The 13091-nt window shown below is 62.4% G+C and carries 8 protein-coding genes and 1 pseudogene; 8 read left to right on the top strand and 1 reads right to left on the bottom strand.

Translation table 11 applies throughout. From position 1 onward, the window contains the following. Positions 1-26: 26 nt before the first annotated feature. Together ABTV22_RS12185 and ABTV22_RS12190 are read left to right on the top strand one after the other, a co-directional pair. Positions 27-1049, top strand: a complete 1023-nt coding sequence (locus ABTV22_RS12185) for an NAD-dependent epimerase/dehydratase family protein (RefSeq protein WP_433740423.1) — start codon at positions 27-29, stop codon at positions 1047-1049. Between the two features lie 51 nt (positions 1050-1100). Further along, positions 1101-2180 carry a zinc-binding dehydrogenase gene (locus ABTV22_RS12190; protein WP_433740425.1) on the top strand — a complete coding sequence of 360 codons (1080 nt, stop codon included), beginning with the start codon at positions 1101-1103 and terminating at the stop codon, positions 2178-2180. A gap of 13 nt (positions 2181-2193) precedes the next feature. Here ABTV22_RS12190 and ABTV22_RS12195 read toward each other — a convergent pair whose 3' ends face one another. Continuing rightward, entirely contained in the window at positions 2194-3234 is a 1041-nt protein-coding gene (locus ABTV22_RS12195; protein WP_433740427.1) for an AraC family transcriptional regulator, read from the bottom strand. Between the two features lie 329 nt (positions 3235-3563). On the opposite strand from ABTV22_RS12195, the pseudogene ABTV22_RS12200 reads away from it, so the two are divergent. The 6 genes and pseudogenes from ABTV22_RS12200 (at position 3564) to ABTV22_RS12225 (ending at position 13088) form a co-directional block, all read left to right on the top strand. After that, a pseudogene (locus ABTV22_RS12200) lies at positions 3564-5339 on the top strand (DUF1302 domain-containing protein). Between the two features lie 23 nt (positions 5340-5362). Then, on the top strand, positions 5363-6718 hold the full coding sequence (locus tag ABTV22_RS12205) for a DUF1329 domain-containing protein (protein WP_433740429.1): 1356 nt from the start codon (positions 5363-5365) through the stop codon (positions 6716-6718). A 72-nt stretch (positions 6719-6790) separates the two neighbouring features. Then, on the top strand, positions 6791-7747 hold the full coding sequence (locus ABTV22_RS12210) for a WD40/YVTN/BNR-like repeat-containing protein (RefSeq protein ID WP_433740431.1): 957 nt from the start codon (positions 6791-6793) through the stop codon (positions 7745-7747). A 6-nt stretch (positions 7748-7753) separates the two neighbouring features. Continuing rightward, positions 7754-10147: an efflux RND transporter permease subunit gene (locus tag ABTV22_RS12215; protein WP_433740432.1), complete on the top strand. Its 2394-nt coding sequence runs from the start codon at positions 7754-7756 to the stop codon at positions 10145-10147. 143 nt (positions 10148-10290) lie between these two features. Beyond that, positions 10291-11754 carry a DUF1254 domain-containing protein gene (locus ABTV22_RS12220; RefSeq protein WP_433740434.1) on the top strand — a complete coding sequence of 488 codons (1464 nt, stop codon included), beginning with the start codon at positions 10291-10293 and terminating at the stop codon, positions 11752-11754. A 41-nt stretch (positions 11755-11795) separates the two neighbouring features. Next, positions 11796-13088 (top strand): DUF1254 domain-containing protein, encoded by a 1293-nt coding sequence (locus ABTV22_RS12225; protein ID WP_433740436.1) that lies wholly within the window; start codon positions 11796-11798, stop codon positions 13086-13088. The last annotated feature ends 3 nt before the right edge of the window (positions 13089-13091 follow it).

A 13091-nucleotide genomic window follows, 5' to 3' on the forward strand; every position in this document is an offset into this window, starting at 1 on the left:
ATCCTTCATTTTTTGGAGAGTGCTCGATGAGCCATTCCCTCATGCCGGTCGGCGCTCAGGGGCAGACGCCTGACGTGCCGCGTTCGGTGTTCATTACCGGTGCCAGCGGTTTCATCGGCCAGGCCCTGGCGCGTCGTTATCGCGCGTTGGGTGTCGAGGTGCGCGGCATGGATCTGCGTGCCGACCCGGCCAATAACGTCGTTGCCGGTGACCTGACCCGTCCGCAAGCGTGGGCGCAGCATGCCCAAGGCTGCGAGTTGTTTATCAATACGGCGGCGGTGGTGTCCCTGGCCGCGCCGTGGAAGCAGTACCGGGAAGTTTCGGTGCGTGGCGTGCGCCATTGCCTGGACGTTGCCATCGCCGGTGGTGCTCGGCGTTTCGTGCAGTTTTCCTCCATCGCTGCATTGGGCTGGGAGTACGCCGAGCAGGCGGATGAGCGCAGCGACGTGGTGATCGGCGATCACTATCGCTATGGCGTGGCCAAGGGCGCGAGCGAGCACGTGGTGTTGGCGGCCCATGCCGCTGGCGAGATCGACTGCACCATCGTCCGCCCAGGCGATGTCTATGGCCCTGGCTCGCGCGCCTGGCTCAGCGAGCCGCTGAAGATGGCCAAAGCCGGCGCACTGATCCTGCCCAATGCCGGAAAGGGACGCTGGACACCGGTGTACATCGAAGACCTGCTCGATGGCGTGATGCTGGCCGCCGGCTTGCCCCAGGCCAGCGGGCAGATCTTTCACATCAGTGCCAGCGAGTCGGTCAGTTGCCGGGAGTTCTTCAGCAACCATTGGCGCTGGGCCGGACGCAGTGGTGCGCCGCGCAGCTTGCCACTGGGGCTGGCCGTGCTGCTGACGCGGGGGATCTGGAACTTCAATCGCCTGATCAAGCGCGCCGATGAGGTGACGCCCGACACCATGTACATGTTCTCGCGCACCGGTGGCATTTCCATCGACAAGGCCCGGCGCCTGTTGGGTTACGCGCCCAAGGTCAGCCTCGACGAAGGTCTGCGCCGCTCCGAAGCCTGGCTTCGCGAAGTCGGCCAATTGAGCTGAACCCTGCAAGCCGCCGGCTGCCGGCGGCTCAACCTGATACGGAGAAATGCCATGAAAGCGGTTGTCATGCGCGACAAGCAATTGCGGGTCGATTCGATCGCCTCGCCGGAGCCGGGGCAGGGCGAGGTGCTGGTCAAGACACTGGCCTGCGGGATCTGCGGTTCGGATCTGCACATGTTCCATCACTGCGAGCATGTGCTGGCCAACTTCAAGCGTGGTCACATCCCGATTGCCTTCGACGATAAGCAGGACGTGGTGTTCGGCCACGAATACTGCGCCGAGATCCTCGACCATGGGCCGGGCAGCGATAAAAAACTCAAGGTCGGTACGCGGGTGTGTTCGCTGCCGTTCGTGATCACCCCGCAGCATTTCCACCACATCGGTTTTTCCAACCGCTATCCCGGTGGTTACGGTGAGCAGATGGTCCTGGCCGAGCAGATGTTGATGCCGGTGCCGGGGGATCTGCCGGCGGACATCGCGGCCCTGACCGAACCTTTGACCGTGGCGGCCCACGCGGTGAACCGCGCCCGCCTGGACGGCAGCGAAGTGCCGGTGGTGATCGGTTGCGGTCCGATCGGCCTGGCCGTGATTGCGATACTGAAATCCCGTGGCATCGGCCCGGTGGTGGCGTCGGACTTCTCCGCTGGTCGCCGTGCGCTGGCGGAAAAAATGGGCGCGGACGTGGTGGTCAATCCCGCCGAACAATCGCCGTATCAGTCCTGGTTGCAGGTGGCGGCGCCCGAGGGTTACGACATCAATGGCCCGATGGCACTGCTCGGGCTGGGCCCGCAACCCAAGCCCTGCGTGGTGTTTGAGTGCGTGGGCGTTCCGGGGCTGATCCAGCAAGTGATCCAGCATGCCGCGCCGCGCTCGCGTCTGATCGTGGTGGGGGTGTGCATGGAGAGTGATCGGATCGAGCCACTGATCGGCATCGGCAAGGAAATGAACGTGCATTTCTCCTTCGGCTATACCGGCGAAGAGTTCGCGCACACGTTGCATGCCCTGGCCGACGGCAAACTCGACGGTGCCCCGATGATCACAGGCAAGGTGTCATTGGATGAGGTGGCCGGTGCGTTCGACAGTCTGGCGCAGCCGGATCAGCACGCGAAAATCATCATCACCTACCCCTGATACAGCGCCTGCCTCAGCCGCCTGCGCGCCGGCCAACACTGTGCTGGTCGGCGCGCAGCTGTGTGCGCCGCGTTCGCGGTGTCACACCGTACCAACGCTTGCAAGCGCGGTTGAATGAGCTTTGTTCAGCGTAGCCGAGCAGGCCGGCGATCTGTGCCATGGGCATGGTCGCTTCGCTCAAGTACAGCTCGGCCAGCTCCCGGCGCACCTCTTCGACCATGTCCTCGAATACCCGATCGTTTTCCGCCAGACGTCGCTGCAGCGAGCGCTCACGCATACCCAGCCGTTCGGCGATCAGCGGCAAGGCGCAGCGCTGGGTCGGCAGCAGGCGGCGGATCGAATCCTCGACCTGGCTGCCAATGTCCAGTGGGTTCGCCGCACCGATGTTGCTGATGTAATCCATCATCGTTTCGTGCAGCTGGTGGTTGTGCTGATCGATGGGTTTGCTCAGGCAATCGGGCATCAGCACCAGTGCGGTGTGGGCCTGACCGAAATAGGTACGGGCACCGAAAAAACGTTGATAGCGGCTCTGCGGCAGGCTGGATTCGGTTCGCGACAGCACCGAGTGCGGGCGGAACCCCGGCCCGTAGAGCATCTGCAGCGTCTTGAACATCACCCCCAGGGACAGCTCGATGATTTGCCTTTGGCGCGGTGCCGGGCGCAGGCGGCACTCGTAAATCAGATAGGGGTGCACCGGGTCGATGTCGGTATCCAGGTGCACCAGCACGCCGGGGCTGTAGATGTGCAGGAAGCGGACGATCTCGCCCAGCGCCTCACCCAAGCTGCGCGCACTTTGCGCCACCACTGCCAGCGGCCCGAGGATCATGATGCTTTGCCGCTCGGCCAGGCGCAGGCCGAAGTCGATGCATTGCAGCTGTTCGGCGCTCAACTCCAGCAGGTTGATCAGGGCACGGTAAGGCAGGACTGCCGAGCCGTTGTCGAGCAGCTTCGGGTCGATGTTCATCTGGCCCAGCAGATCGTCCGGATCGCCACCCAGTTCCCTTACGAGTTGCGGGTAGCCAGTCAGGGAAGTGGTTTTTATCAGCTCGGTCACGGTCGTTGACTTCCGGTTTCCAGTGTCGGGTTTCAGGGGCGAAGACATCGTCTGCGTTTTTGCTTCGCTCTAACAGTCCTCAACCGCCAATTGGCAGCAAATGACAAAAATCTGACATGAACGGACAAATGGTTCTGGGTGACCACTGGGCATGCTTGTTCAAACAAACAAGAACGCTCACCCAAGGGCCGAACCCGGCTCGCACGGTAAGGGCGATGGCGGAGATCTGCATGCACAACAAGAATAAAAGCGTCCGTACGTTTATCAAACCGCTGGCCGCAGCCATTGCCTGCATCACGGCAAGCTCGGTCCAGGCCCTGCCGTTCCAGATGGAAAACGGCTGGGAGGGGGAGTGGAACACCACGCTGTCGGTGGGTTCGCAATGGCGGGCCGAAAGTCAGGACAGCGCGCTTTACAGCGCAGCCAACGGCGCACTGCTGGGCAAGTCCGGTGGTACCGGCGGCTCGGTGGATGCCGGCAACCTCAACTACGACAAGGGTGACCGCGTCTCGACCATCGCCAAGTTCGTCACTGATCTGTCGCTGCGCAATGGCGACATGGGTGGCTTGGTCCGGGTCAAGGGCTGGTACGACGAAGCGCTGAAGGACGAAGACGTTAATTTCGGCAGTGCCTCCAACGGCTATCGCAAGAAGCCGCTCAACGACGACGGCTACGCCGACCTGCAGAAATTCAGCGGCGTCTACCTGCTCGATGCCTACGCCTTCAACACCTGGTACCTCGATGAAACGCCAGTGCAGGTGCGCTTGGGGCGTCAGGTGGTGAACTGGGGCGAGAGTGCCTACATCCAGGGCATCAACCAGATCAACCCGCTGGACGTGCCAGCCCTGCGCCGACCCGGCACCGAGTTGAAGGAAGCCTTGATCCCGGTGTGGATGGGCTATGTGAACATCGGCCTGCCGGCCGGGATTTCCATGGAGGCGTTCTACCAGCTCAAGTATGAAGCCACCGCCATCTAGGGCTGCGGTCACTACTGGTCGGTCACCGAGAGTGCGGTCGGCCAGGACTTCGGCGATTGCCAGTTGGGCACCTTCCTGGGCGGCACCAACCCATCGTCGCCCGCCAAGATCGCCGGCGGCGTGTACTTGCCCGAGGTCAAGGGCCAGGACCCGCACGACAGCGGACAGTGGGGCGTGGCGTTCCGCTTCCCGCTCGAAGCGCTCGATGGCGAGTTGGGCCTGTACTACCTCAACTACCACTCCCGCACCCCGTACCTGGGCATCCGCAGCACCGATTCGGCGGCGCTGTCGGAATTCCCCAATGCCGGTACGCCAGGGGCGGTGGCGCGCAATGCCCAGGGTCAATTCGTCGGGCCTAGCTGGGAATACCCGGAAAACATCCGCCTGTTCGGCCTGAGTTTCACCACCACCCTGGCCGGCTGGTCGATTGGTTCGGAACTCAGCTACTCGCCTAACCAGCCGGCACAGATCAACGGTGCGGATTTGCTCAACGGCGCACTGGCGGGCATCGGCCCGGCCGGCGATCTGTTGCAATCGGTGAAGGTGCAGAGCTCGGCCTTTACCGCAGGCTGGGATCGCTATGAGAAAACCCAGTTCCAGGTCAACGGCGTGAACGTGTTCCCCAACGTGCTCAAGGCCGAGAACCTGACGGTGGTCGCCGAGGTGGGCTTCCAGTGGAACAACATCGGCCAGAGCGACGATGACCGTCGTTACGGTCGCGGTTTCATCTATGGCCTGGGTTCGTCACCGACCATCCCGGCGGGCGGCAACACCTGTACCAGCCCGGTGGCCAGCCTGGCCAACGCAAGCCCGGCCGGGTGCAAGAACGATGGCTATGTCACCGACTTCGCCTGGGGTTATCGCCTGCGCGGTCAGCTCGACTACAACAACTTCCTCGGCACCAGCATCACCGCGTCGCCCTATGCCTTTGTCGGCCAGGACGTTGACGGCGTGTCGATGGATGGCCAGTTCAACGAGGGCCGCGTGACCTCGGCCATCGGCATCACCTTTGATTACAACAAGCAGCACAAGCTCGATTTCAGCTACGTGAGTTTCGACAACAGCGCCGAATACGACCCGCTGCACGACCGCGATTTCTACGCCGCCAATTACAGCTACAGCTTCTGACATAACAATAAGAGGTAAGTCCGATGAACACGATAGTTCGTGCCGCGCGCTTGAGCGGCATGGCGTCTGCCTTGCTGCTCGCCCTTTGCAGCCAGGCCCACGCCCAGATCACCGCCGACCAGGCTGCGCGCCTGGGCAAGGACCTGACGCCGCTGGGTGGCGAAATGGCCGGCAACGCCGATGGCTCCATTCCGGCGTACACCGGAGGCCTGGCCCAGCCGCCGGCCGGCTGGAGCCCGGAGCAGGGTTATGTCGACCCGTTCGCCAGCGAGAAACCGCTGTTCACCATCACCGCCGCCAACCTTGCGCAGTACAAGGACAAGATCACCCCGGGCATGCAGGCGCTGCTGGCCAAGTACCCGAGCTTCTTGATGCCGGTCTACCCGACCCACCGCACGGCCATGGTGCCGCCGGCGATTGCCGACAAGGTCAAGCAGGAAGCGGTGCATGCCGAACTCAATGGTTTCGGCATCAACAACCTCAACGGTTCGACCACCCCGTTCCCGATTCCGAAGAACGGCCTGGAAGCGATCTGGAACCACAACGTGCGCTACCTCGGTGGTGGCCTGCAGCGTACCTACGCGTCGTTCCCGGTCCGCAGCGGCGGTGACTATTACGCCTTGCGCATCGCAGAAAACCGCGTGTTCGATTCCAACATGGACAAGCAGTCGGACAACCGCCTGCTCAACTACTCGGCACGTTTCATTTCCCCGGCCACCCTGGCCGGCACCGTGCAACTGGTGCAGGAACCGATCGACCAGGTCAAGGAAGTGCGTTCGGCGTGGATCTACAACGTCGGCCAGCGCCGCGTGCGTCGTGCCCCGGATCTGGCCTACGACAACGTCAACGATGGTACCGAAGGCCTGCGGGTGACCGACGACTTCGACGGCTACAACGGTGCGCCGGATCGCTTCGAGTGGAAGCTGATCGGCAAGCGCGAAATGTACGTGCCGTACAACGATTACAAACTCGGTTCCAAGCAGGCCAAGTACAAGGACATTCTCACCGCCAACACCCCGAACCCGGATTTCATGCGCTATGAGCTGCACCGCGTGTGGGTGGTGGAAGGCACCTTGCGCCCGGACGCCAAGCACGTCTATGGCAAGCGCGTGATGTACCTCGACGAGGACTCCTGGACCGTACTGGCCAGCGACGCCTATGACACCCGCGGCACCCTGTGGCGCATCGGTGTGCATCCGCTGGTGCAGTTCTACGACGCGCAAGTGCCGTGGTATCGCGCCAACATCTGGCATGACCTGAGCAACGGCGGCTACTACCTGGCGGGCCTGGCCAACGAGGAAGCGCAACCGTGGAAGTTCGGGATCAAGGGGCGTTTCGTCGACTTCCAGCCGGACGCACTGCGACGCATGGGCAAGTGATCGACTGACCTGTTCGTTCAACTCGCGACGAACTGCCGCCCGGCAGTTCGTCTGCACACCGGAATTCTTGCTATGTCGTTACGCCACCTGAATTTGTTGACGGGCGTTGGCTTGGGCCTGCTCGCCAGCGCCGTGTATGCCGAAGCGCCCAAGCTCGACTACCAGATCAGCCCCGATCATGTGTTCCTGCTCAACATCGCCGACAACGGCCAGCACCTGGTCGCCGTGGGCGAGCGCGGCGTGGTGCTGATCGCCGACGAAAAGGCAAAGGCCTGGAGCACCGTGCGCACCCCAACCACCCGCACCCTGTCCGGCGTGGTCTTCGCCGATGCGCAGGTCGGCGTGGCCGTCGGTCATGGCGGCACGCTGTTGCGTACCGAGGACGGCGGGCAACACTGGGCGGCGCTCGAGACCGACGCCAACGGCGATTCGTTGCTGGGTGTCGCGCTACTGGGTGAGGGGCACATGGCGGCCTGGGGCGCGTTCGGCCTGTATCTGTTGTCCAAGGACAACGGCGCCACCTGGGAGCGCATCCCGTTGCTGGACGGCGATTTCGACCGGCACATTTCCCAAATCATTCGCCTGGCCAACGGCGACTGCCTGCTGGTGGGCGAGAGCGGCACACTGGCCAAATCCACGGATCACGGCGAGACCTGGCAGGCCTTGAACAGCCCCTACGCCGGCAGCCTGTTCGGCGCCTTGCAGATCAGCAACGGCGATCTGCTGATCTACGGCATGCGCGGCAACCTGTGGCTGTCCAGCGATGGCGGGCAAACCTTTAGCCAGCGCAACAGCGCCACCACCTTCGCCTTCAACGGCGCCATCGAGCTGAAAACCGGCCGCATCCTGGTGTTTGGCAACAGCGGCCTGCTGCTGGCCAGCGACGATCAGGGGCGCAGCTTCAAGCCGTTGCCCTCCACGCACAAAAGCCTGGCCAAGGCCCTGCAACTGGACGACGGACAACTGCTCACGGTCGGTGACCGCGGTGTCGCATCGCTCGCTGCAAACCTGACCGAGCGAAAGGAATAAGCGCCCATGAGCATTCAACAAAAATACGTCACGGATGCCGATAAGCTGGCGCGCCAGGATTTTGCCGGGGGCCTTGTTGGCCGGGTGTCCTACTGGATCTTTCACCAGCGCAAACCGTTGTTGGCGCTGTTTATCCTGATCACCCTGGGGCTGGGCTACAGCGCGACCAAACTCAAGGTCGAGGCCGGCTTCTTCAAGATGATCCCGCTGCACCACGAGTACATGAAGACCTTCCTCGAGTACCAGAAGGATTTCGGTGGTGCCAACAAGGTATTGGTGGCGGTGAAGAACAAACAGGGTGAAATCTTCACCCCCGAGGCTATGGCTGCCTTGCGCAAGGTCTCCGATGAGGTGTTCTTCATCAACGGCGTCGAGCGCAGTTCCGTGACTTCGTTGTTCACTTCCAATGTGCGCTACACCGAAGTGGTCGAAGACGGCTTCACTGGCGGCAATCTGGTGGACTCCAGCTATTCCGGCACGCCCCAGCAGATTGCCCAGGTGCGTGAACGTACGCTGAAGTCCGACTGGGTTGGGCGCATCGTTTCCAATGACCTGTCCTCGGCCATGGTCGTGGCCAACCTGCAGGAAACCGATCCGATCACCGGCCAGCGCCTGGACCTGCAAGAGGTGGCCCACAAGCTGGAGAAGATCCGCCAGGACAACCAGGGCGCGGGCATCAGCATTCACATCATCGGCTTCGCCAAATCCATCGGTGACATCGCCGAGGGTGCCAGCGATGTGTTGGTGTTTTTCATCATCGCCTTCGCTATCAGCGCACTGCTGTTGTACTGGTACTGCGGCTCGCTGATGTTGACGGGCTGGGCGTTGATCTGCGCGATGGTGCCGGTGGTGTGGCTGCTCGGCCTGTTGCCGCTGGTGAAATTGACCCTCGATCCGATGTCGATCCTGGTGCCGTTCCTGATCTTCTCCATCGGTGTTTCCCACGCGGTGCAGATGACCAACGCCTGGAAGCTGGAAACCCTCAACGGCGCCGACGGCGTCACGGCCTCGCGCAATTGCTTCCAGAAGCTGTTCGTGCCCGGCGCCGTCGCGCTGTTGGCCAACGCCCTGGGCTTCATGGTGATCGCGCTGGTCGACATCGAGATGGTGCGTGAACTGGCGATCACCGCGACCCTGGGTGTGTCGGTGATGATCGTCACCAACAAGATGCTGCTGCCGATCCTGCTGTCGTTCATGCGCCTGTCCGCCGCCGATGCGCAGAAGCTGCGCGGCAAGGAAACCCTGGGCGCCGGGCTGTGGGAACGCCTTGGCGTGTTGGCGACCCGTCGTGGGGCGGCCTGGGCGCTGTTGTGCGCCGGCTTGCTGACGGGCTGGGGGCTGTACGAAGCGCGCAACCTGCACGTGGGCGACATCGGTGCCGGCGTGCCGGAACTGCGCGCAGACTCGCGTTACAACCAGGACGTGGCCGTCATCACCCGTGACTTCGCCATCGGCGTCGACTTGCTGCAAGTGATCGTCAAGGCTCAGGGCGACGAGACGCCTTGCGTAAAGCGCGAAGTGCTCGACCCGATCAGCGAACTGGAGCTGTACCTGCGCCAGGACCCTGGTGTGTCGTCGGTGCGCAGCCTGGCCGGTTTCGTCGGCAACATCACCCAGGCCTACGCCGAAACCGACCTCAAGTGGCGGGTCCTGCCCGAGCCCACGGCGCAGATCGCCCAAGGCGTCGGCTTCGCCACCCGGGTCGGCACCGAGTACATGAACAGCGCCTGTAATGCGATCCCGGTGTCCATCTACACCAAGGACCACCAGGCCGACACCATCAGCGAGCTGATGAACAAGATCAAAGCCTTCAAGGCCGCCTACGACAACGATCAAGTCAGCTTCCAGCTGGCCTCGGGCAACGTCGGCGTGATGGCGGCGACCAACGAGGTAGTGCATGCCGGCGACAAATTGGTCAACGGTGCGCTGTTTGCCTCGGTGTCGTTGCTGTGCCTGTGGATGTTCCGTTCCGTGCGCATCACCCTCTGCGTGATCATCCCGTTGGCGCTGGTGACCGTGCTGTGCAACGCGCTGATGGCGTTGCTGGGCATTGGCGTCAAGGTCAACACCTTGCCGGTGGTGGCGTTGGGTGTGGGTGTTGGCGTGGACTACGGGATCTACCTGTTCGAGCGGATCAAGCACGAGATGCATGAGAGCGGCCTGAGCCTGCGCGAGGCCTTCGTCGAAGCGCTCAAGCAGCGCGGCACGGCCTCGGTGTTCACGGCGGTGACCATGACCCTGTCGATTGCCACCTGGGCGTTCTCCAACCTCAAGTTCCAGGCCGACATGGGCATCCTGCTGGCATTCATGTTCCTGGTGAACATGCTCGGCGCGATCCTCTTGCTGCCGGCGCTGGCGGCGTGGTTGCTGCCTGCTGGAAAGGGGGTCAAGGCGCAGTAGAAATTGCGGTTTTACCGAGCCGTCGTGTCACGGCGGCCCGGTCATGAAGGAAAGGTCATCGACACTTGTTGGAGTCATTGCCGATACACCCGGCTCTCCGGTTTGAGCCGGGTTTTTTTCCGGATTCAAGGAGCTTGAATCGAATGAGAAACACCTTGAGCTGTTCTTTGCTTGCCCTCGCCATGAGTGCCGTTCTGGCAGGCTCCGTTCAGGCCGCAGACAACTCGGCAGGCAAGCCTGCCATCGACGTGGCGGGCGTCCCCGCTGGGAGCGTCATCACGCCGTCCAGTGCCACGATCATTGCGCAAGACGCCTATCTGTGGGGCTGGCCGATCGTCAATGCGTTCAATCGCCGTGCCTCCTTCTCCAAAGCACCTGAGCCCGGACTGGTGGGCGGCTTCCTGCCGGCGGCCCCGACCGGTTACATCAGCATGCTCACCGACTACATCTCGCCCGAGCAGCGCTGGGTGGCGCACCCCAACCAGGACGTGGTCTACGGTTTTGGCTACGGCGCGACCGACGATGATCCGATGGTGTTGCAGGTGCCGGACTTCGGCGATCGCTTCTGGGTCTATGCGCTCTACGATGCGCGCAGCGAAGAGTTCTCCCAACTGGGCAAACAGTACGGCACCCAGCCGGGTAACTACCTGGTCGTAGGGCCGAACTGGAAGGGCTCCGTGCCGCCAGGCATCACAGCCGTCATCAAGGCCCCGACAGAACTGGTGGCGGTAGGCCCGCGTACCTTCATGGATGACAGCGCCGAAGACCGCAAGGCGATCCAGCCGATCCTCAATCAGATGGTGGTTTACCCGCTGAGCCAGTACACCGGCCAGACGGTGACCAAGGACTGGAAGGCGACGCCGCACTTTCCTCAGCCGCAGAAGTCCGCCGCTGAAGCGCGCTGGGTCATCCCCGAAAAATTCTTCGAGCAGTTGCCGGAAATCCTCGCCAAGGTGCCGCCGCTGGCGGGGGAGGAGAGCCGCTACGCCATGATGAAAGCCTTGCTGGACGCCGCAGCAAAGGACCCGGCGATCAAGGAGGCCATCGTCAAGGCGGCGGTCGACACCGAAGACAAGGCAGTAACGCCACTGTTCTCGTTCCGCACCAATGGCTCGCGCCTGCCCAATGGCTGGAACTCGCCGACCAACGTCGCCCGTTGGGGCAACGACTACCTCACCCGTACCGCGACTGCCAAGTCGAACATGTACACCAACCAGCCCGAGGAAACCCGTTACTTCTTCCTCGAAGTGGATGAGAAGGGCGAGCGCCTCAATGGCGAGCATCGCTACACCGTGACCTTCCCCAAAGGCCAGACGCCGCCTGCCGAGGGTTTCTGGTCGCTGACCCTGTACGACCCGCAGCACTTCTTCGCCCCCAACGAGCTGAACCGCTATTCCCTCGGCACTAAAAACAGCAAACGCATGACATACGGCGCCGATGGCTCGCTGACGCTGTACGTGCAGCCCGACTCGCCCGGCAAGGACAAGGAAGCCAACTGGTTGCCGGCGCCCAAAAGTGAATTCGAAGTGACCATTCGCACCTATTGGCCAAAACCCGAAGTGCTGAGCGGCGCATGGACGCCGCCGGCGGCTGTGCGCGTCAACTGATCAATGCCTGTGGGCCTGTTCCACGCTGACAAGGAAAATCGATGAAAAAGGTTTTATTCGCTGCATCCATGCTGTCTGTCGCCTGTTCGGCCTTCGCCGAGATTCCGGACAAGCTGGCCCAGGATGCCTACGTTTACGCGTACTCGATGGACAAGGCCTACGCGTTCTTCTACGACACCGCGGTCAAGACCGACACACCGCTCAACCGCTTCCAGAACATCCGCCACCTGGCCGACGACACCTACACCGATCACCCGACGATCAACAACGACACCCTGCACCTGCAAGGGTGGCTCGACGTGGCAGCGGAACCGGTGATCGTCAGCGTTCCGGACATGGACAAGGGCCGCTACTGGATCCTGCACACCATGGACATGGGCCACTACACCACGTCGATGATCGGCTCCCGGACCCGGCACAACAAAGGCGGGCATTTCATGTTCGCCGCCCGGACCTGGACGGGCACGGTGCCTGACAGCGTCGATGAAGTCGTTCGCGTCGACTCCAATATCGTCAAGTTGATGGGGCGGATCATGGCCACAGGTCCAGCCGACGAGAAAAAGGCGCTCAAGTACATGGACGACTGGAATGTCAGGACGCTGTCGGCCTACCTGGGCGAGCCCAGTCCCAAGGCCAAGGTGCGCAGTTATCCGGACCCGGCGAACAGCAACTGGTTGCAGCGGGTGAACGACGTGTTGTGTGACGGCGACATGGGCACGGCCGACAAGAAATGGCTCGATCAATACCAGGCGATTGGCCTGGCGCCGTGCAAGGAAGACTTCACCCAGGAACAGTTGGCGGCGGCCGAGAAGGGCGAAAAGCTCGGCTTGCAGCACATCAAGGACCTGGCACCGAGCATGAAAAATGCCGGCAAGTTGTTGGGCACCCGCGAGCAACTGGGAGATGGTGAGCGCGACTTGTTCGCCGAGGGCACCCACATCGGCCAATGGGGCCTGCCGCCAGATGAAACCGTCTACCTGCAAGCGGTGAAGGGCTCGGACGGGCAGACCATCAACGGCTCGAACGGCAAGCAGTACCGCCTGCACTTCAAGGCACCGCAGGTCAGCGAGTTCTGGTCGTTCACGGTCTACGGCAGCGACAACCGGCTGATGGCACACAACGACCTCAACCGTCACAGCCGCGGCGACCGCACACTCAAGCCAGGCAAGGATGGCCTGTACACCATCGAACTCGGCGCCAAGGGCGATGCCAACAACCCCAACTTCCTGCCGATACCGGAGAAGGACACCTACATCGTTCTGCGGATGTATGGGCCGAGCAAGGACGTACAGGCAGGGCACTACACATTTCCCGCCGTCGAAGTCGTGAAGTAACGC

Origin of the sequence: Pseudomonas putida (genome assembly GCF_050990305.1) — a bacterium.
Lineage (GTDB): Bacteria > Pseudomonadota > Gammaproteobacteria > Pseudomonadales > Pseudomonadaceae > Aquipseudomonas > Aquipseudomonas putida_AH.

Bases quoted from the DNA above. Each gene is read 5' to 3' on its own strand.
- ABTV22_RS12185 (WP_433740423.1), top strand. From the start codon at position 27: ATGAGCCATTCCCTCATGCCGGTCGGCGCTCAGGGGCAGACGCCTGAC.
- ABTV22_RS12190 (WP_433740425.1), top strand. From the start codon at position 1,101: ATGAAAGCGGTTGTCATGCGCGACAAGCAATTGCGGGTCGATTCGATC.
- ABTV22_RS12205 (WP_433740429.1), top strand. From the start codon at position 5,363: ATGAACACGATAGTTCGTGCCGCGCGCTTGAGCGGCATGGCGTCTGCC.
- ABTV22_RS12210 (WP_433740431.1), top strand. From the start codon at position 6,791: ATGTCGTTACGCCACCTGAATTTGTTGACGGGCGTTGGCTTGGGCCTG.
- ABTV22_RS12215 (WP_433740432.1), top strand. From the start codon at position 7,754: ATGAGCATTCAACAAAAATACGTCACGGATGCCGATAAGCTGGCGCGC.
- ABTV22_RS12220 (WP_433740434.1), top strand. From the start codon at position 10,291: ATGAGAAACACCTTGAGCTGTTCTTTGCTTGCCCTCGCCATGAGTGCC.
- ABTV22_RS12225 (WP_433740436.1), top strand. From the start codon at position 11,796: ATGAAAAAGGTTTTATTCGCTGCATCCATGCTGTCTGTCGCCTGTTCG.